This window comes from Facklamia sp. P12937, from assembly GCF_050409505.1.
Classification (GTDB): Bacteria; Bacillota; Bacilli; order Lactobacillales; family Aerococcaceae; genus Facklamia.
In genome coordinates this window covers 64474-84754 of the sequence record NZ_JBNUPI010000008.1, presented here as the reverse complement: position 1 = coordinate 84754, position 20281 = coordinate 64474, and the positions used below count along the sequence as shown (strand labels likewise).

17 protein-coding genes are annotated in these 20281 nt (G+C 36.1%); 1 reads left to right on the top strand and 16 read right to left on the bottom strand.

Features of this window, described 5'->3' with window-relative positions; all coding sequences use genetic code 11:
- The coding region (locus ACQV2R_RS04405; protein WP_428891868.1) for an ISNCY family transposase at positions 1-898 on the top strand (898 nt) is incomplete at its 5' end.
- Positions 899-1036: 138 nt separating this feature from the next.
- Here the strand turns inward: ACQV2R_RS04405 and ACQV2R_RS04400 are convergent.
- The 16 genes from ACQV2R_RS04400 to pepA form a co-directional block, all read right to left on the bottom strand.
- On the bottom strand, positions 1037-1234 hold the full coding sequence (locus ACQV2R_RS04400; RefSeq protein ID WP_428891867.1) for a hypothetical protein: 198 nt from the start codon (positions 1232-1234) through the stop codon (positions 1037-1039).
- A 25-nt stretch (positions 1235-1259) separates the two neighbouring features.
- Positions 1260-2189: a primosomal protein DnaI gene (dnaI, locus tag ACQV2R_RS04395; protein WP_428873624.1), complete on the bottom strand. Its 930-nt coding sequence runs from the start codon at positions 2187-2189 to the stop codon at positions 1260-1262.
- 1 nt (position 2190) lies between these two features.
- Positions 2191-3726 (bottom strand): DnaD domain protein, encoded by a 1536-nt coding sequence (locus tag ACQV2R_RS04390; protein WP_428876503.1) that lies wholly within the window; start codon positions 3724-3726, stop codon positions 2191-2193.
- Positions 3710-4201, bottom strand: coding sequence for a transcriptional regulator NrdR (nrdR, locus tag ACQV2R_RS04385; protein WP_428876502.1), 492 nt, complete (start codon positions 4199-4201; stop codon positions 3710-3712). The genes ACQV2R_RS04390 and nrdR overlap by 17 nt, the downstream gene beginning before the upstream one ends.
- Before the next feature lie 49 nt (positions 4202-4250).
- Complete coding sequence (gene coaE / locus ACQV2R_RS04380; RefSeq protein ID WP_428873621.1) at positions 4251-4844, bottom strand: dephospho-CoA kinase; 594 nt, start codon at positions 4842-4844, stop codon at positions 4251-4253.
- Positions 4845-4881: 37 nt separating this feature from the next.
- Entirely contained in the window at positions 4882-5733 is an 852-nt protein-coding gene (gene mutM / locus ACQV2R_RS04375) for a DNA-formamidopyrimidine glycosylase (RefSeq protein ID WP_428876501.1), read from the bottom strand.
- Between the two features lie 128 nt (positions 5734-5861).
- Positions 5862-7877, bottom strand: coding sequence for a DUF2079 domain-containing protein (locus tag ACQV2R_RS04370; RefSeq protein WP_428891866.1), 2016 nt, complete (start codon positions 7875-7877; stop codon positions 5862-5864).
- A gap of 8 nt (positions 7878-7885) precedes the next feature.
- On the bottom strand, positions 7886-10666 hold the full coding sequence (locus ACQV2R_RS04365; RefSeq protein WP_428891865.1) for a YfhO family protein: 2781 nt from the start codon (positions 10664-10666) through the stop codon (positions 7886-7888).
- Positions 10663-11604, bottom strand: a complete 942-nt coding sequence (pgfS, locus tag ACQV2R_RS04360) for a glycosyltransferase PgfS (protein ID WP_428891864.1) — start codon at positions 11602-11604, stop codon at positions 10663-10665. The genes ACQV2R_RS04365 and pgfS overlap by 4 nt, the downstream gene beginning before the upstream one ends.
- Positions 11601-12002 carry a GtrA family protein gene (locus ACQV2R_RS04355; protein WP_428873616.1) on the bottom strand — a complete coding sequence of 134 codons (402 nt, stop codon included), beginning with the start codon at positions 12000-12002 and terminating at the stop codon, positions 11601-11603. Before ACQV2R_RS04355 ends, pgfS begins: the two co-directional genes overlap by 4 nt.
- Before the next feature lie 225 nt (positions 12003-12227).
- A complete protein-coding gene (locus tag ACQV2R_RS04350; protein ID WP_428874854.1) occupies positions 12228-13382 on the bottom strand; it encodes a DUF819 domain-containing protein in 1155 nt (384 codons plus the stop codon).
- A gap of 214 nt (positions 13383-13596) precedes the next feature.
- Complete coding sequence (gene polA, locus ACQV2R_RS04345; protein WP_428873614.1) at positions 13597-16272, bottom strand: DNA polymerase I; 2676 nt, start codon at positions 16270-16272, stop codon at positions 13597-13599.
- A gap of 63 nt (positions 16273-16335) precedes the next feature.
- Positions 16336-17670: a UDP-N-acetylmuramate--L-alanine ligase gene (gene murC / locus ACQV2R_RS04340; protein ID WP_428873613.1), complete on the bottom strand. Its 1335-nt coding sequence runs from the start codon at positions 17668-17670 to the stop codon at positions 16336-16338.
- On the bottom strand, positions 17670-18338 hold the full coding sequence (locus tag ACQV2R_RS04335) for a hypothetical protein (protein WP_428873612.1): 669 nt from the start codon (positions 18336-18338) through the stop codon (positions 17670-17672). The genes murC and ACQV2R_RS04335 overlap by 1 nt, the downstream gene beginning before the upstream one ends.
- 29 nt (positions 18339-18367) lie before the next feature.
- Positions 18368-18997, bottom strand: coding sequence for a YtpR family tRNA-binding protein (ytpR, locus tag ACQV2R_RS04330; RefSeq protein WP_428873611.1), 630 nt, complete (start codon positions 18995-18997; stop codon positions 18368-18370).
- A gap of 13 nt (positions 18998-19010) precedes the next feature.
- Positions 19011-20084 carry a glutamyl aminopeptidase gene (gene pepA / locus ACQV2R_RS04325; protein ID WP_428885022.1) on the bottom strand — a complete coding sequence of 358 codons (1074 nt, stop codon included), beginning with the start codon at positions 20082-20084 and terminating at the stop codon, positions 19011-19013.
- Between the last annotated feature and the right edge of the window lie 197 nt (positions 20085-20281).

Here is a 20281-nt window from a genome sequence, read left to right as displayed (position 1 = left end):
TTCTCGCTCCCGCAAAAAATATGCCGGAGAATTAATTCAAATGGATGCTTCTCAACATGTTTGGTTTGGAACAGAAAAAGCCTTTTTACACGTCGCCATTGATGATGCTTCGGGAGAGATTGTCGGTGCTTTCTTTGACAAGCAAGAAACTTTAGCTGCTTATTATGAAGTTTCTGCTCAGTTTCTAGAAAACAAAGGCATTCCTGTTGAAATTTTGACCGATAATCGCACGATCTTTAAGGCTGGGAGAAAAGAAAAAGGCTCTCTGTCTGACCAGAGAACCTTAACACAGTATGGATATATGTGCCAAAACTTAGGGATTGTCCTGTCGACGACTTCAATCCCCCAAGCTAAAGGACGCGTGGAACGCGTGTTTAACACACTTCAAGACCGCTTAATCAGCGAAATGCGTCTGGCTAATATCCAAACCTTAGCGGAAGCGAATCACTTCTTGATTCAATTTATTCCTCTATTTAATCAGCGATTTGCTTTCCAACTTAAAGATAACCGAAATGTCTTTCAAAAGATAGACCCTTGCGTTAATTTGAACTATTTACTTTGTCGACATGATTTCAGAGTTGTAAATGCGGGACATTCCATCCGCTATCATCGCCAAACTTACCAATGTGTCGATGACTCAGGTAACGTTCAATACCTTCCTCCACATACGCGTGTGATGGTCATTGAGACGCGTAATCTTGAGTTATATGCCAATTATCAAGAGACCTTGTATCCACTCAAGATCGTTCCTGAACATGAACGTTATTCGAAAGAATTCGATACACCGCCTCCTAAAACTAAGCCAAAAGTCATTCCTATCCCGCCTTTATCTCATCCATGGAAAGCAGCCTCTTATCAGCGGTATCTTAAGCAATTGAAGCAGACACATCCAGTATAAAAGAAGAACACTCGAGGAAAAAGATGAGAATAGAAATTCTCACTTTTTCCTCGAGTTCACCAAGCGAAGCGCGGTAGTTTTATCCCGCAAATTTTTAAAATTTCAGGACATTTTCATTTACGGTTGACAGAATTAGTTTCATAATTGCATTACTCTGCCAATGCCAGTCAAATTAGCTAAAATCCCTAAAAACATAGGAAATAATAAAACAGTTTGCTTTTCCACAAAGAAATACAACCCTGCCACCGTTATTTGAATAATCAGTGCAATAGCAAGGACTAGCAATATAAACCTTTGCTCTTTTTTAAAATCTGTTGATTTGAATCCATCTCTCATACATCGATTTCCTCTCTTTAATAAATTAACGGTTAGATAAGCGGCGATTTTCTCCCGTCAATTGCCATTCCTTAGTTAAAAATTTAATTCTTTCCATGATTCTTGCCGCTTTCGTCACGTCGGAAGCATTACGACTAGAAGCTAGATGAACTTCTAACTCTGCCATTGTGAAGTTGGAAGTGAAAAATGTTGGTAAGGATTCCTTCATCCGATGTTCGAGTATAACCCCTAATAAATCATCTCTTAACCAAGCTGAATTCGATTCCGCCCCAATATCATCAATAATTAGAACTGTTTTCTTCTTAATTTGCTCTAACATCATAAATAATTGATTGTCTTGCCCAATCACAGCCTTCATTTCCATCGTAAAGGTTGGGTAATGAATCATCGATACTTGATAACCCAAACTGGCTAGAGCATTGGCTAAGGCCCCTAATAAATAGGTCTTTCCAACACCAAACGGTCCAGCGATATACATACCTCTGGCTTGACGAATATTCACTTTAATCTCTTCAATAAAAGTTGTGACAGCTTCCATCAACACTAAACGTTGCGGACTGGTTAAGTCGTAATCTTCAAGCCTTGCTTTTTGAACATCTAGAGCCATCATCCGATTATCAATTAAAGCAGCTGTTTTTCTTTGGGCCTGTTGATGTAAATAACTTTGAGTGGGCACATAGGTAACATCTATATAGTTATAGTTGATAAAAAGTTCCGGTGTAAAACCAGGGTTTTGCCCTTCTTTACCTGCTGCCATGGCTTCTTTTTCCATCCGATACTCGTTGAGTTTGGATAGAGAATTCATGATCATTTCTAGTGAAATTTTGTCCTGATTAGCATTGATAAAATCCTTAATAGCAGGATAATTGAGAAGCACTTTTGTCATTTCTTGACTTGAAGCAGATTGGGGTGTTTGATTTTCAAAATCTTTCATCAGCTGTTTGATGGATTGCATCTTAATCTTCCCCCTTATTTAATAAGTTCTCTAGTCGTTTGCGAATTTCTTCTTCTTTTAATTGTGACGAAGGTTTTGCGCCTTTGTCTATAGAGTCATCATCTATCTCCTTTGACAATGCGTTCTTACCATTTGTCTCAACTGGTTTACTGCTAGCATTTTCTTGAGAAGTGGCTTTTGGATTTTGTTGTTCCTTCAACCAACTAGGCACCAACTCTTGATATTTTTTTTTGTTAGTCCAATTGTTCTTTGATGATTGTGCTTTTTGCTTGTCTTTAATTTTACTTTGTTTCTCTTTAAAGAGTCTCTGCTTATGTAAGAACTCCAAGGCCTCTGCAGGATTGGATAGTCCCACTTGTTGCCACTCATTAGCCAATCGATTCGATCTTCCTTTTTCAAAATTGGCGTGCCCTTCCATAACGATTAAATAATAAACTAAAAAGTTCAAGACAGCTTGTGGCAGACGTGATTTCTCAATTAGTTCTTTTAAATAATAATGTTCAGAACTCGTCGCAAATCCGCCTGCTTCTTCTTTAATTTGATTTAAAAATTCACTTGGATTCATTTGCTGACAGATAAGTATAATTTCAATTTCTTGATCGGTAAAGCTTGGATAGTTCGTTCTTAAATCATTTTTCAAATTAGCAAGTTCTTCGTGACTTGCTTTGACTGACTGGTCGACTAATTGATCATAATATTCGCGTTTCTTAAAATACTGATATTTTGCTGCATAAGTTCTTAACAATTCAAGATCAATTTGTTGTGTGACTGGACTTTGAGCGAGTTTAACAACTTGCGCCATAGCTTCCTCATCTAGTTCATAAAACTGACTTAAGCTAGCTATTTGGTTCAAGACAGCTTGGCTTATCAATTCTTTAGCAACTTGTTTACTGGCTAGTATCTGATAAAAGAAAGATAAATCAAATCTATCTTGAAAGTTGTCTTCATCAAGCTCAAAATTTGAGTATTGGTCTTGGAATTGTATGCCTTCGGTCGCTTCAAATAATTCACTACGACGAAAGTTTTCGCTTTTAGCATTGATAACCTCAGCGAAAGGTAAGGTGATTTCGCTTAATGCTGTCTGCCCTAGGTCTTCTTTTTTCCACAGACGAATCAAGCCATAATAAGACTCATCACCTATTTGATTAAAAAGAGCTAATGATAATTGGGGATGTTTAAAAAAATGTTCCACTGACAAAGGCATTTGCATTTCATAGAAAATAGTTTGCCGTGTATAGTCATCATGTGACTTTTCATCTCGATAAGTCCTTATAAGATTCACAGCTTCTAAATGAATGCGTGCTTGATTGAAATCCCCTATACCCATATTAAGAACAGGTAATAATCGAGAGTGCATCGTCCGATAGGTCCAATTAAGTTTTTCTCTCGGTTGGTGAGCCAAAGTTAAATATAAACTGACTGCATCGGCCCCAATAATCGGTTGATAAAGTTGAGTTAAACATTGAAGTTGCTGAAATGATAAAGGAAGGCCTAATTTGACTTGATAAGGTTGATAAGGATTAATCTGTAAGACCATGGTCCTCTTGCTCCGATGATTTTGATTGTAGCGTTAGGGCTTCAAGTTCTTTAATAAACATTTCACGTGATTGGAATTCACGGTATACCGAAGCAAAACGAATATAGGCCACTTCATCTAATTCCATTAATAAAGGCATTACAAATTCACCGATATCTTTACTAGCAATTTCTTGTTCACAAACTTCTCGAATTTTATTTTCAACGTGACCGACCACTTCTTCCATTTGCTCACGACTAATCGGTCGTTTTTCTGCCGCTCTAACAATACCACGCAAGAGTTTATCACGATTAAACTCTTCACGTGTTCCATCACGTTTAACTACTAATAAAGGTGTTCTCTCAATACGTTCATAAGTATTAAAACGAAAACCACAAGTCATACACTCTCTTCTACGTCGGATAGATGCACCATCTTCTGCGGGTCGGGAATCAATTACTTTGGATTGTTGCTGATGACACTTTGGACATTCCATCAAAGCTCCCCCTTTCTATATAAATATATTAAAGTAATTCCTAATTCTATTATAGCTTATTTAATAAATCTTGTAATGCTTGATTAACTTGTTCAGCAACTGTCTCTTTGTCAAACTCAGTATCAATGACAAAATCAGCTTGCTCAATTTTTTCGATAGTGGGGATTTGACTAGAAATTTTTCTTTGAGCCATTTCTAGATCGATTTGATCTCTTTGAGTCAAGCGTTCTAATTGCTTATGATAAGGCGCATAGATCACCCACACCTGATCAAAGAAAGCTTGCCAACCCACTTCATATAACAAGGGCACTTCAACGAATACCAATGGTTCAGATAACGTTTTAATTTGACGTCTTAGCTCTTCAAGAATCAAAGGGTGTAAAATTTGATTAAGGGCTTCTAAAGCTTGAGAATCATTGAAGACTATTGCCGATAAAAGTGGACGGTTTAAATGACCTGAGCCCAATAGGATTTTTTCAGAAAATCTTTCAACCAGTCTATTTAATCCCTTACTACCAGGCTTAACTACTTTCCTTGCAATTAGATCCGTATCAATAACTGGATAGTTTAAATTTTTAATTATTTGAGCCACGGTTGATTTACCGGTTGCTATTCCTCCTGTTAATGCTATCAAAAACGTCATACTATACCTCCTGTTTAGTCGATCATGTTTGTTTTTACTAAGTAAAATATCTCTGACACCTTGGACAGTAATGTGTGCCTCGTTGAGCCAACTGAGTTTTTTCTACGGTAGTACCACATCGAAAACAAGGCTGTCCCTTGCGCCCATACACTTGCAATTGTTGTTGAAATTCTCCTGCTTGTCCTAAACTGTTGCGGTAAGTTCGAACGGATGAGCCTCCTGCCTTGACCGCTTCATCAATCACCTCAATGATTGATTGATGTAGATCTTGCATATTACTTAGTGGAACAGACCTGGCCAAACTAGCTGGATGGATTCCTGCTCTAAATAAGGATTCATCAACATAAATATTTCCTAAACCTGCCACTGTTTTTTGATCTAAGAGAACAGGTTTAATCATACGATTAATTTTGGATAGGTCTTTTTGAAAACTTGCTAAATCAAACTCATTTTCTGTGGGTTCTGGACCTAAGTCCTTGGCGAGAAAATAATTTTCTAGCTCATTTTTCGCTATTACTTCAATCCGACCAAACTTTCTAACGTCATGATAGTTCAATAAAGTTCCATCAGAGAACATAAATTCGACATGAGTGTGCTTATCTTTTTGATAGGATGTCAATTGATCTTGAGGAGTGTATTGATATTTACCTTCCATTCGCAAATGCGAAATCATAACCTTATCGCTAAGAATAAATATTAAATATTTTCCTCTTCGTTTGACTTCAATGATTTGTTGGTCGATTAACTGATTAGCAAACAATTTTACTTCTTCAGCATTTTCAGCCCCTACTATTCTAGGCCAATAAACATTTACTTTTTTTATGGTCTTTCCTTGAACCAACTGATTCAATCCAATCATGACAGCATTTACTTCTGGTAATTCTGGCATTTAACCCACTCCTAAACTGAAATCTATTTTTATTTTATCATGAAAGAAGAACTTTGTCGGTTATGTCGAATAGTAAAGATGATATCGTCCTATTTTAAAAACCACCTAGGATTAGGTGGTTCAAAAATTTATCTAGCTTCTAAAATAACAACATCCCTACCTGAAAGATCACTTTCAATATAGCCTGAAGCAAGATATTTTTCAATTACTTGTTTTTCTTCTGATTGACCTTCTAAAATTGAGCGATTAAAAACAACATAATCAATAGTAAGGTCTACTTCTCGATTATTATGATAGAAAAGATCATAGAGTTCTGAATTTTTTGATAAAGGTGTCGTATATGAGGATACCGTCACAACTCTACTATTTTTTGGTATTTTAGCTAAGGTCTTTTGAATCGATTGATAAAATTCAGTGTCGTTTTGATAGGATTGATAATCATACTTTCTAGGGCCTATCATTGTTACAAAAAACGAAAGGCTTGCTAATATTGATAAGGTGATGAAAAAGCTAGATAATTGTTCAAATGAGATTTTTTTGGTTCGAAACAGATACACTTTTCTTCTTTGCCAATGTTCAATGGTTATGATAGACATAAAAAGAATAAGCGTGCTCGACCCAAAGTGATATTGTTTAAATAAGTCGACTTGATAAGGCCAGTCACTGACAAGATTGATGACCAAAAGGGGTAACAATAAAATATACGGGCGCCATGAAACTTGTAGCAAGGGTAAGAAGGCCTGGCTTGCAAAAATAATCAAGAGATACTTTAACTTTTCATAAGTAAAAATACTTGCTAATGTGAATGCGGGGTTTTTTATGGCATTAAAGACCGCATGGATTAAACCCTCTTGGTCTGTCAGCATAAAATTGGCAAAGCGACTAGTCATTGCCCCAGTGCCAAAGTGTCTTAACCAAGTAATAGCAAAGAAAAAATAAGCTATTGGTATAATAATCTGAAGCCCCAGTATTACTTTTTTTACCTTAGACGTTTGGGGCCAAAGATTTTGTAATAAAAAGAAAGCCCCGATACTTATTACATAAACAATCGCATCTTCTTTGACTGCTAATAATAATAGGGTTGCTACCGCCATCTTCCAGCTCGATTGACTGAAGTCGGCATAAATTAACCATAAAACTAATGGTGCTAAAAAACAATTTTCATGATAGTCATAGAATTGACCGCTAGTCAATGATGGCATCCATAAATAGAGCAAAAGAAAGACAATTCGATACTTCACACTCCACTTTAACTGATTAAGTATTAAATATAAAGGTATGACTCCTGACATTACAATGAGAACTTGAAGCGCTTGAATAGTCAAAGGACTCGGTAATAGCCAATAAACAGGCAGAATTAAATAATGAATAGGAGAGAGATGCACTGCAAAATGTGACAACTTTTCTCCTCTTTCTAAAGTTGTAATAGGCCCCATCCCATTCGCCATACTCTCAAACATCTGCGAAAAAATGCCCATATCATAAGTCGGTGAAGCATAGACTAAAACTCTAGCAATTACCCATAAGCCAACTGTTGATGCATACAATATAATGGACAGAAAGAATATTGCCCATAAACTCCCTGACCTCATTCTTAAATTTAATCGTTCCAGAAGACTTCCACGAGTTAAGAAGTAAGCTAAAATAGCACTTAAAATAAATAAGATTAATAATTTTTTATCCATTGATGAACTATTTGTTACAAATGTTTCTTCATTCAAAAAAACAGCCAGATAAATGAAGCGTATCGCTAAGATAAAAGCTCCTCCCAATACAATGAATTGTTTCTTAAGTCTATTGAAAAAGAGATAGCAATAGTAGGTCATTAAAAGAAAAAACACACCCAAGACGATTACTAAGGATGAGTTTTGCCATGTAAAGAATAGACAAAATATTACTAAGACAATAGTAAAAAATTCTCCTCTTAAATCTTCTCTTGAAAAATGAAAATCGCCCGCTAATAAAAGTGAAAAAACTAAAACAAGCATACTTAAAAAAGAAAATATGGACACTTGATTATCCAGAATGACCAAAACATTGAGTTCAGGACACATCATAATGTTTAAAATCGCCGTTATTAGATAAGCTGATAGAAAGTGAAAGCCAAGTGACCAAGAAATAATTAAAGATTTTTTCTGACTCATCTTGAAATTTACTCCTCTACTTTAATGTCATTCGTTGGATCTTTTGTAATTTTGAACCTTTCAACCTGCTGGTCAGTAGGAGACTTTTTGGCTGAGCGACCAATTTGTCGTTTATTTAACGACTCACCATTTCGATGAAACATTAAGAACTTGCCGTACTTTTGCTCTAGAAGAGCCCAAGCAATTAAACTTAAGGCAGACAAACTAGTAATGCCTGCTCCCAATAAAAGGCCTCTCGGCTGAAAGATCATTTCAAGTTGATGTTCGCCAGCTTCTACTTGAAAGGCCAAAAGAGAATCCCATATTTTTTCGTCTTCTACAAGTTCTCCATCGACCTTCACTTGCCATCCTTGGTCGTACGGAATAGAAGTAAACACCCAAGGGCTATCTTTAATTGTAATCGAACCTCTCACATAGTTGGAGCCCCACTCTTCTATTTGTATGGCCTCTGACTGCCGGTCTTCGATTATTTGGTTAACCTTATTTTGATCCATTTGGTAAATCTTCAGATCTGTCAAATTGAATTGTCGGTCAGCCTTAATAATGATCTCCAACTCTTGTTCTTGACCTTTGGCTTGATGGGCAATATTAAAGACTTGATTGGCTCCGAATTTAGAGCGATAATCGTAATTCTGTCCATTTAATAAAATGTCGACTTCTCCCTTATAGGTTGATAAACTGCGCGGAATATCGACAAAGTAGGAATCATCAGTAGTTGGCGTAAAAATCAACTTCATTGAACCATCCAGTGTATTATCTTCACGAGAAAAGATTTGACCTCCTGATTGTGTCGCTCCATGAATTAAGTTGGTTAAAGTCACCTCGGTCTCAACCAGTTTGAAAATTTCTGTATCATCTGATAGGAGAGCTTGAGCAATCGCATTTTGGTTAGCGATCGGTCGGTTTTCAATTAAATTCAATTGAGCCAACTGATTACTTACTCCAAAAGCAATCGGCAATGTTTTAGGCGTTTGGAAAATGGTAAATCGATCGGTTTCATCTACCTTATTCGCCTCATTAGTAATATCTAGGCGTGTCACATCCGTTGGAAAAATATAAGTCTGATCAATAACAGCTTGATCATCACTTGAAAAGGGTTCATTATTTACAAAATACTTCACTCCGAATAGAGCATCAGTTAAAGGAGTACCATAATAATAAATAGATGCATCAATCGCTGAATTCCCTAGTTCTTCGAACAAATCTCGTGTAGAGCCTTCTAAACTAGAGGTGAAGGTTGTCATTCCAGGATAACTAAAAGTCATCGGATCATTTTTAGACCGATAGAATGTTTTAGAGATACGGTAAAAATCGCTTTTGTCTGGACGAATTTTATCAATAGATTCGTCAATGACATCCAGTGCATTTTCAAATTTAAAAGCATTGTTATGATTTAGTCTTCCCTGGGAAAGATAGGCATTGGCACTTAACTCTCCAAAACTTAATAATAAAACTAGCAGCCATTTAAAGTGAGGCTGTTTTACTAAATAAAGAACCAACCACATTAGCCCAAAAATAAAGGCGGAAGCTTGTCTTTGTTCAGGAGTCAGGAAAGAATATTCCTTGACCATCACTACAGACTGAATTAAGAGGGCAATAGCTATTCCAATGAAAACTTCCTGGCTTTCAATCACTTTATCCTTGAGTCCTTGATAAGCTAATAAGATAAGGAAAAAGACTAGAATCCAAGAAAAACGATAGAAAAAGCCTGCTGGATTTTGTCCCATATGCCAAATCTTGCTAGTGAATTCATGGGTCATAGAAAAGAAGAAGATAGTTAAAACAGTAGCGCTCGCCCATTTATGGCTGGTTTTAATTGTTTTCGATAGGAAATAACTGATTACCCCCACCATAGCTAAGGACCCAACATATATGTTGGGTAAGTTCGGTCCCGCAGACCATGACTCATTATCAAAAGCCCCTATCATTAACTTAGCAAAGATATCTAATGGATTTATTTGTAATTCCCAATCAAAAGATAGAGTCGATTCCAAAGCAGCTTTTGAAAAGAGTAAGTTATAAATGTTAGGCACTAATAATAGAGCTGACAGTCCAATTCCTATTAGAGAAAACATACCTAAGCGAACAACATTTTGTCCTAAAAATTTAAAATAATGGTCTTTATGTACTTGGTAATATTGAACAAACAAATAATAAAAACTATAGAATAAAATAAACAAGCAAATCATATAGCCCATATAATATTGAATGATCATAGTCGAAGCCAAAAGAAAAATGTAGGTGTAAGGCTTTTTACCATCCAGTACATTTTCTAGCGCTACAAGCAGCAGAGGCATTAGCCATAATGCATCCATAAAAATAGGTGTCATTTGATAAGACACAGCGAAACCATTCAAGGCATAGGTGGTAGCCAAAATCAAAGTCAAATAAGGTCTTTTTTGGCCACCATGGCGTTTAATAAGATAATAAGCCATGGATAAGCCCATAGCCCCATACCGCAACCATACCGATAAAAATATAGCATAGGTTATCCATTTCATGGGTAAAATTAAATAAAATATATTGAAAGGACTCATTAAGTAATAAGCCCAAGCCCCAATCATATTTCCTCCAATTGATTTGGTAAAAGAATAAAACAAAGCGCCAAAATCACCTGAATAAAAAGAATTTCGCATAAATATATATAAATCAATAAATTGCTGATTAAAGTCGATAGCTAAGAAAGACTTTTCTCCAAAAGGAAAGAAATCATTAATAAACCACCCTACTAGCATTAAGGCCAAAGGAGCCAAGCCGCTCATTCCATAAATCCATGTTTTTTTCTTCATTCCTGGTCCCCCTTCTTAATATTGCTTTCTTCAATAATATAATGAGGCCTTCCCTTTACCTCATAGAATATTTTACCAATATATTCACCTAAAACCCCAATGGAGACTAATTGAACGCCTCCAAAAAATACAATTGTAAAAATAGTGGTGAAGTAACCTGATACTGCTTGACTCGGATCACTAAAGTAGTTAAAAAGTAACCATATAATATAGAGTCCGGCAATTGCAATACAAGTTAAACCTAAGCCAAAAATCATTCTTAAGGGATGATTAGAAAAGGATAGGATTCCATCTAAAGCGTAGTTTAAAGACTTTTTGAATGACCATTTTGTTTGTCCTGCTTGTCGTAATTCATTTTCATATTCAATGACCGTTTCCTTAAAACCTATCCAAGAAAATAATCCTTTAGAAAAACGATTATACTCTCTTAATGAGATAATAGCATTAATGGCTGGCCGTGATAACAGACGAAAATCCGAAACACCATCCGTCAATTCGACATCCATCATGGTGTTGGCAACTTTATAAAAGATTTTTGCAAAAAAACTGGTTGTTTTTCGTTCGCCATCTCGACTTCGCTTGGCATTCACCACATCATAGCCTTCTTGATATTTAGCAATCATTTCTTTAATTAAATATGGCGGATTTTGTAAATCTCCATCCATAATAATAACTGCTTCGCCACTGGCATGATCAAAGCCCGCTAACATTGCAGCCTCCTTACCAAAATTGCGACTAAATGAAAGGTATTTAACTCGCTCATCTTGTTCAGCAATTTTTCGCATCAATTCTAAGGTGTGATCGGAGGAGCCATCATTCACATAAAGTAATTCAAATTCGAACTCAACCATTGTTTTCAATTCTTTACTTAAAACTTGGTGAGTCTTTTCGATCATTTCTTCTTCATTATAAAAGGGAATCAAAATTGTTATTTTCAATGTAGGTCTGCCTCCCCTTCAAAATAAATTTTACGTGTCACGAAATTAAAAATCATCACAACAATACCGATCAGCACCTTAGAAATCATTACATCCCACTTGAGCCAATCTACAAAGATTACCAAGCCGATTAGGGTGATTAGCAATCCGATAACACTTAAAATGAAAAAAGCCAGGAATTCTTTATGTCGTTCTCCTGCTTCAAACTTACTTTTAAAAACAAATTTCATAGACAGGTAATAGTTATAAAAGGTAGCTACTACAAAAGCAATGGTTGCGGCAATATGGTGATTAACACCAAATTGATAATTAAGCAAATAGAGGATCCCCATATCTAGTAGGGTCGCTGTCCCTCCAACAAAAACAAAACGAGTGATTTGCTTCATTAATTTTATCATAATTTCCGTCCTTTTCTTTTATGTACACCAATTATTATATACTAAGAGGGGGGGACTTTCATCCTAGCTTAGAAGCTTCAAGCTATTTTAAAGATTTTGTCTTAATAAGGACACAAAAAAGACGATTGAATTTCTGATATGCCCCCTGTCAAGTAGACAGATAAAATATCATTCAAACAATCGTCTATTGTTGTCACATCTTAAAAGATACAGTTTTTAAAGATTTTAAGCTAAAAATGCTAAAAGATTTGAAATTAGTATTCCAATAAATGTTCCCGTACTTACACCTATTAAGGCCATTAATACAGCAATAGGCACTAAAGATTGAGAATAAGCCGCTGCTAAAACTGGTGCAGATGCTACTCCACCTATATTAGCTAATGAAGCCACCCCACATGTGAATAAATCCAACTTAAAAAGCTTAGCTATAATTAACATTAATATGCCGTGAACTAACAAAATAACAAAACCAGTTAAAATATAAGCTGGGGCTTGGGTTAATTCGGCAAAATTTGAAGTAGCTGCAATTAAACCAATTAATAAATATAACAAAACATTAGATAGCTGTGGGGCACCCGGAATCTTACCTAAAGGTGTCATAGCGCACGCTAAACCAATAAAAGTAACGATAATGATTGTCCAGCCTGTTTCAAAGTTACCAGGTAAGTAGCCAGCTATCGTTTGTGCTAGAGCAGTAAAACTAAAAGCTAAACCTAATAACAGTAGAATATGATGATGCTCAATGGCTGTACTAATTTTATCAAATTTAATAGTTAAATTTTCATTCACTTTATCTATGACAGAGGTGTCAGCCTTGGTCCATTTATTAAACTTTTTAGCAAAAGGTACCATAGCTAACAAGAACATTATCCACATTGAATAATCAATCGAATCAATCAAAAGAGTGTATCCCATACTTTCACTATTAAGATTTAATGATTCCATAACAGCAGACATATTTTGGACGCCACCTACCCAACTACCTGCTAAGGCACCAAGCGTGAGCGGAGCATCCGGCGATAGGATGCCTTTGAACAGGGTGAAAGCGATTACAAAACCTATTGTAATCGTGATTGTTGCTGAGAAAAATGATAGGATCATTTTCCAGCCTAACTTGGCAATATCTCTTAAATCAGCTCTTAGAAGCATTAGAAAGATCATAGCTGGAAGAATAGCATCCTTAATCGCTCCCCTTGCACCCAAGACTTCCTCCCCTTGCCAAAAACCAAAGGTTGAAAATAACATCGTTCCAAAATAAACTATTATCAGTGCTGGTACATAAGTAAAGAACTTCGAATCCTTATACTTGCTTTCAAGCCAAACCATTACACCTATGAAAAGTAACATGAAGGCGATAAAGTGAAATCCATTCGTAATCATAAAAAACCTCCTTTTATTTTACCACTGTTTGATAACGCTTTCAAAGTGGCTAGTTTTATTTTATATTAATTTTAAAAGTGCGTCAATGAAAAATTTAAGTTTCTCAATATAAAAAAAATTAGTAAACTTTTACATATGATAAATCAAAAACTCACAAGTTAAATTCTTAAGAATTTTCAAGTTCTAAGACATTTTGTTGTGAGTTTATTTCTATTTATTTAAGCTCTAACCAAGAATCTCCATAATGATAGTCTACTTTTAGTGGAACACTCAAATCAGCAGCCTCCTCCATCACTTGTGGAACTATTTTTTCTAAGATCGACATTTCTTCTTCTGGTCCTTCAAGGATCAATTCGTCATGTATCTGTAAAATCATGCGTGATTGAAGGTCTTCCTCTTTCAAGCGCTGATCTAAATTAACCATGGCAACTTTAATAATATCAGCCGCACTTCCTTGAATTGGCGAGTTCATAGCAGTTCGTTCTGCAAAGGAACGAACATTAAAATTGGTAGCGTGAATATCCGGTAAATAACGCCGGCGATTGAAGAGTGTTTTTACATAGCCTCTTTCTTTAGCTTCTTCCACAATCGTTTCCATAAATGTTTTGATGCCCGGAAACATTTCAAAGTAACGATCAATAAAAGCCTTGGCTTTTTTACGGGTAATGTTTAAATTTTGTGATAAACCATAATCAGAAATTCCATATACTATTCCAAAGTTAACTGCCTTGGCTTGGCGACGGTGGTCTGCATCTACTGCCTGATCATCTTCTAGGTTAAAGACTCTTCTAGCCGTAGCAGAGTGGATATCTTCATTATTTCTAAACGCTTCTTGCATGTGTTGATCTTGCGAAATATGAGCTAAAACGCGTAATTCAATTTGTGAATAATCCGCCCCAAATAACTTCCAGCCCTTCTTGCTTGGTACAAAAGCTTGACGCACTAGCCGTCCTTCTTCGATTCGGATTGGTATGTTTTGTAAGTTAGGATCAGTGGATGAAAGACGTCCTGTTTGAGTTAAAGTTTGGACAAAGCGTGTGTGAATCTTACCATCTTCTTTAATATAGGGTGGAAGCCCTGCTAAATAGGTCGACTGTAATTTTGCAATCTGTCGATAGGCTAAAATAGCTGGGACAATGGGATGCTTGTCTTTCAACTTTTCCAAAACATCAGCTGCTGTAGAATACCCGGTTTTTGTTTTCTTGATAATAGGCAAGCCTAAATCTTCAAAAAGAACAATACCCAATTGTTTAGGAGAATTCACATTGAAAGTTGAGCCAGCCATGTTATGAATTTCTTCTTCCATTTTTTGCATACGAATTAGAACTTGCTCATTTTTTTCATCTAAAGTTGAACGATCAACCTTTATGCCACCGATTTCAATCTTGGCTAAGGTTTGAGCCAAAGGTAACTCTATTTCATGATAGAGGTCTGTCATCTCTAGTTCTTCTAAACGATTTTCTAATGGTTGTTGAACTGCTTTTAGAGTTTGTAATTTATTGGCTAAATGTTGGTAAAACTGATCCTTATTTTCAGGTAAAGCTCTTTTTGCTCCCTTACCATAGATCGTTTCATCGTATTGCACTGTCACTGGCAGATTTAAAAGATTAGCCACATCCGCAAGTTCTTGGTTGTTTTTTGTATCAATTAAATAAGTGGCAATCAAAACATCCATCATTATGCCATTAATTTGTGTATCGTAACGGGAAGCTATGACCGCTTCACGTTTATAATCAAAAAAGATTTTTTGCTTGTCTTCGTTAGTTAACCACTCTTTAAAAACTTGACTGCTAAAAGCTAAGTCTTCAGGAAGGATGTACAATTGATTCTGTTTAAAGTCTAACCAAGCGACCGCTTTAATAGGGGCAAAGTGATAATTGTCCTGTAAGATTTCACTGTAATACACTGCTTGATCAGGTAAGATAGTGGGTTCAATCCGGTCTGCTGAATCGATTACTTGGATGGAAATTTCAGGTAAATCTTCTGCTGCTTGATTAATCGTACTCGACTCCCCTTGCTCAACTTGCAAGTCTTTCAAGAAGGATTGAAAGTCCATTTGACGATAGAACTCAGCTAAAGCTTGATAATCTGGTTGGTGCAAAAGAGTCTCCTCAATTGTCAATTCTATCGGTGCATCATGAAGAATACGAGCTAAATCTTTACTCATCCTTGCATTAGCTTCATCATTAATAATGTTTTCTTTCATTTTAGAAGCTTTTAACTCATCTAAGCGATCATACATGGCTTCTACTGAACCAAACTGATGAAGTAATTTAAGTGCTGTCTTCTCACCCACTCTAGTAATACCTGGGTAATTATCAGACGAATCCCCCATAAGACCTTTCATGTCAATAATTTGTAAAGGCTCAATCCCCCATTTTTCTTGGATTGATTGAGGGGTGTATGCTTCTAGGTCAGAAACACCTTTACGCGTAATATACACAGTTGTTTTATCACTGGCTAATTGAGTTAAATCTTTATCTCCAGATAGGACAATAACTTGATCTGCTTGGTTTGCTTGATAAGCAAGAGTTCCTATAATATCATCCGCTTCATAATTACTTAAAGAATAATGTTTAATCCCATAGGCTTCTAACAGCACACGAAAATATGGCATCTGCTCTTTGAATTCAGTAGGTGTCTTTTGGCGTCCACTTTTATAGTCTTGATATTTTTCTGTCCGAAAAGTGCCACCACTCTTATCAAATGCCACTAAAACATGGGTTGGCTTAAATTGACTCAAGACATTATCTAACATTCTCTTAAAAGTGAAAAGAGCATTAGTATGAAGACCTGATCGATTTTTAAAACGTTCAATATCAAGGATTGAAAAGAAAGAACGAAAGGCTAAACTCGATCCATCAATTAAAAGTATGGTACGTTTTGACATTATGTCACTCCTTTATTTATGCAAAAAGCCAACGAATTCGCTGGCTTTAAGAATCAAATTACATTATAAATTTTTTACATGAAGACTCGCATAGGCTGTTTCAAATTGACGAGCTAAATGGTCGATATCTCCCGCTCCCATGAATAAAAGGACTTCATCTTTGTAATCCATAAGCGGTGAAAGATGATCTTTCGAAATAATTTCAACTTTTTCATTAATCATTCTAGCTAAATCTTCAATTTTGACATCACCTGATTGTTCTCTAGCTGAAGTAAAAATATCAACTAAATGAACATGATCTGCAATTGATAAAGCTTCAGCAAATTCATTAAGCAAAGCTACGGTACGACTGAAAGTATGGGGTTGAAAGATTGCTACTACCCGTCGATTAGGATATTTTTGTTGAGCCGCATCAATTGTTGCTTTTATCTCACTTGGATGGTGGGCATAGTCATCAATAATAATTAAATCTTCAACTTGTCTTACTGAAAAACGACGCTTTACCCCCTGAAAGCTTGCCATTTGTTCAGCAATGTCTTTAGCCTTAAATCCTTCTAAATAGAGTAAGGTAATAACCGCTAAGGCATTTAAAATATTATGCTCGCCATAAGCAGGAAGGTGAAAGTGTCCAAATTTTTCTCCTTTAATATATACGTCAAAATCAGAGCCTTTTGGCGTACGTTGAATATTATCAGTATAAAACTCTTGGTTATCATTGAGGCCATAGCGATAGACAGGAACATTTGATTGCAATTTAGATAAAAATGGGTCATCCCCCCAAGCGATAATTCCTTTTTTTGCTTGGTGGCTAAAGTCATTAAAGGCTGAAAAGACATCTTCAATGGATTGATAATAGTCTGGATGGTCGAAATCAATATTGGTGATAATCGCATAATCAGGTTGATAGGCCATGAAATGACGGCGATATTCACAAGCCTCTAAGGCAAAGTAGGTAGATTCTTCATCGCCAAAACCCGTACCATCACCAATGAGATAAGAAAGAGGAGCTAGTTTTTTTAAAGTATGGGCCAGCAAACCAGTCGTAGAAGTCTTACCGTGTGAACCTGTGACAGCAATTGAAGTGTATTGTTTTAATAAGTCACCAATAAAGGTATGGTAGCGATAAATAGGTAGACCTAATTCTCTCGCTTTCACTAACTCAGGGTGTTCATCATTAAATGCATTGCCTGCTATAATCGTTTGCCTCGCTTGGATATTATCGGCTGAAAATTCTAGAATTTTGATGGATTGATTTTCTAATTCTTGTTGTGTAAAGAAATAAGTAGCTACATCACTACCTTGTACATGGTATCCTTCACCATGTAAAACCAAAGCAAGGGCAGACATACCAGAGCCTTTTATTCCCACAAAGTGATAAACAGTATTTTTATCTAACATTATTCATTATCCTCCTTAGTAAACAAGAGAAAGGATTGCTTGTCTTTCACTAAACGTTTGAGTATCTGACGGTCAACTTTTTTCATAGTCCAACACTCTTGATGCCCTTCTTGCATCCGTTGAACTGCTTTCAAGGAATGATCAATATTGGCTAAACGTTCTTCTATTACTTGATTGCCTTGTTTAGTTTTTTCTCTTTCGCTTGTAGACAATGAGTTATTATAATCCTTTTGCAATTTGTTTTCCATATTATTCCTACGATAATCTTTATTATGCAAGAAAGGAATATCATAAGCATAAGAAAACTTTGTCTCATTTGGCTCATTTTCAAACTGTTCATCTAAAGTTTTCTTGCTTTGCATGGCTTGACTAGCTTTTTCAAGTCGGTAATGCTTTGCTTCCCGTCCATAAGCTGTTTGATAAGAGGATGATAGTGGTTTGTCTGAAAAGCTTTCTAATATTCCTGAACCGGATTCAAACCACCGATCAGAAGGTCTATCTGACATTCTATTAGATTCTATCTTCTTTTGAACCTTTTTAAAAGCGGGCTCTTCTAAAGCGTGTTCAGAACTACGATGACTCCCCATACCAAGATGAAATTTTCTTTTCTTGTTTCCAGCTAAGTGATGACCTTTTTTGAAAGCTGGACCTTTATATTCAGAAGTCATAGCGATCTCCTTTGTGATTTTTCTCTAAATTAATAGCTTTGAATTACTTCTGCTAAACTTGTTCCTACTTCAAAATGATTCGGCAATACCCAGATGCCTGGATCATTTTGAATATCTTCTAAACCAAGCTCTCGGGTAGAACAAATCATACCTCTAGAAGGAACGCCTCGTAATTCACCAGGCCATATAATTGCGCCCGAAGGCATCACTGCACCTGATTTGGCCACTAAAACTTTTTGACCCTGCGCAATATTAGCTGCTCCACAAACAATTTGTAAGACTTCATCTTCGCTCACTCGTGTTTGAGTAATATTTAAATGGTCAGAATCTTCGTGAGCTTGACATTCTTCAACGAATCCAACCACAAATTTTTCTTCTCGATCGATTTCGACCTCTAAATCAAAGCCTGCCTCTTTAATGAGGTTTTTAACCAGCATTTCTTGTTCTTTATTTAATTTAACAAGACCTTGACCCTCCACTTTAAAATGCTTAGATAAACGATGAATATTAATACCCATCACTTGATCATTTGTCTGATCTCTAATTATGGTAACATCCCCTTTGCGTTCGTAGCTGAGATGATCTTCATCCGTTATTCCATTAGTTAAAAGAAGTACATCGCCAATTCCTTCTTTATTATAAAATGCTAAACTTTTCATTTAATTGCTCCTTTTATGATTTAATAATCGTTTCATAAGTCGTGCGATCAAAATTACGTACTAAATGCAAGAGCATTTCTTTGGCTGCTTCATAATCTGAGATAGTAAATAAAGTTTGATGGCCGTGAATATAACGTGCTGGAACTCCAATCACTGCACTAGGAACACCCTTATTCATAGTATGAGCAGCTCCAGCATCAGTACCACCTTTAGAGAAGAAACATTGGTAGGGAATATTATGGGTGTTTGCAGTATCTTCAATATACTCGCGCAAGCCTTTGTGAGTAATCATACCAGGATCTTGGATTCTCAGTAAGAACCCTCCACCTAATTGCCCTTCACTTTGAGTCGCTTTTTCAATATCATTTGCTGGTGAACAGTCCACCGCTACAAAAAGATCCGGTTGGAATTCATGAACGCCCCCTCTAATACCTCTTAAACCAACTTCTTCTTGAACACTTGCTCCAATAATTAATTCATTATTGAGTTCTTCATTTTGAATTTCACGAAGCGTTTCTAATACAACTGTACATCCATAACGGTTATCCCATGCTTTAGACAGAATTGATTTACCGTTTGCTGTCTTAATAGTTTCCACTTGGGGTACAATTGGATCGCCTAATCTCACTCCAAATTCTTCTGCTTCTTCCTTAGAAGTAAATCCTGCATCAAAAAGAATAGAATCAGCCTTAAGCTGTGATTTAGCGCCTTTTTCTCTTAAGAGATGAGGAGGAACTGCTCCAGATACAATCGGATAATCGCCTTTTTTAGTTTGCAACGTAAAGCGTTGGGCTGAAATCACATAAGGGTTCCATCCACCAATTGGGACTACTCTGAAAAGGCCTCGATCGGTAATTTCACGAACCATAAAGCCCACTTCATCCATATGCGCTGCCACCATTAAACGAGGTGCTCCCTCTTTCTTACTATGTTTGATACCAAAGATATTTCCTAAACTAGACTGATGTATTTCATCAACAAGCGGAGACATTTCTTGATGCATGAAGTCTCTAACACGTTTTTCGTGACCTGAGATTCCTTGTAATTCAGTTAACTTTTTTATTAAGGCAAAAGTTTGATCGTTCATAAAATTTGTGGCTAAGCCACACCCTCCTCATCTTTATTTGACTTATTATTCTCCTTTTATTCTGTCACAAAAATACTTTAAAAGCAATTGGCGTACAAGTTTGAAAAGTATTCTTTAAATAAAATTTATGGTATGATCAAGATAAGTTTCAAAAGCGATAAGAAGTTAGATTACTTATCACAAATAGGAGGAAAGAT

Excerpts from the sequence above, each read along its gene's own strand:
- ACQV2R_RS04400 (WP_428891867.1), bottom strand. The coding sequence starts at position 1,234 with ATGAGAGATGGATTCAAATCAACAGATTTTAAAAAAGAGCAAAGGTTT.
- pepA (WP_428885022.1), bottom strand. The coding sequence starts at position 20,084 with ATGAACGATCAAACTTTTGCCTTAATAAAAAAGTTAACTGAATTACAA.
- murC (WP_428873613.1), bottom strand. The coding sequence starts at position 17,670 with ATGTTAGATAAAAATACTGTTTATCACTTTGTGGGAATAAAAGGCTCT.
- polA (WP_428873614.1), bottom strand. The coding sequence starts at position 16,272 with ATGTCAAAACGTACCATACTTTTAATTGATGGATCGAGTTTAGCCTTT.
- dnaI (WP_428873624.1), bottom strand. The coding sequence starts at position 2,189 with ATGCAATCCATCAAACAGCTGATGAAAGATTTTGAAAATCAAACACCC.
- nrdR (WP_428876502.1), bottom strand. The coding sequence starts at position 4,201 with ATGGAATGTCCAAAGTGTCATCAGCAACAATCCAAAGTAATTGATTCC.
- ACQV2R_RS04370 (WP_428891866.1), bottom strand. The coding sequence starts at position 7,877 with ATGAGTCAGAAAAAATCTTTAATTATTTCTTGGTCACTTGGCTTTCAC.
- ACQV2R_RS04335 (WP_428873612.1), bottom strand. The coding sequence starts at position 18,338 with ATGACTTCTGAATATAAAGGTCCAGCTTTCAAAAAAGGTCATCACTTA.
- mutM (WP_428876501.1), bottom strand. The coding sequence starts at position 5,733 with ATGCCAGAATTACCAGAAGTAAATGCTGTCATGATTGGATTGAATCAG.
- coaE (WP_428873621.1), bottom strand. The coding sequence starts at position 4,844 with ATGACGTTTTTGATAGCATTAACAGGAGGAATAGCAACCGGTAAATCA.
- ACQV2R_RS04365 (WP_428891865.1), bottom strand. The coding sequence starts at position 10,666 with ATGAAGAAAAAAACATGGATTTATGGAATGAGCGGCTTGGCTCCTTTG.
- ACQV2R_RS04355 (WP_428873616.1), bottom strand. The coding sequence starts at position 12,002 with ATGATAAAATTAATGAAGCAAATCACTCGTTTTGTTTTTGTTGGAGGG.
- ACQV2R_RS04390 (WP_428876503.1), bottom strand. The coding sequence starts at position 3,726 with ATGGTCTTACAGATTAATCCTTATCAACCTTATCAAGTCAAATTAGGC.
- ACQV2R_RS04350 (WP_428874854.1), bottom strand. The coding sequence starts at position 13,382 with ATGATTACGAATGGATTTCACTTTATCGCCTTCATGTTACTTTTCATA.
- ytpR (WP_428873611.1), bottom strand. The coding sequence starts at position 18,997 with ATGAAAAGTTTAGCATTTTATAATAAAGAAGGAATTGGCGATGTACTT.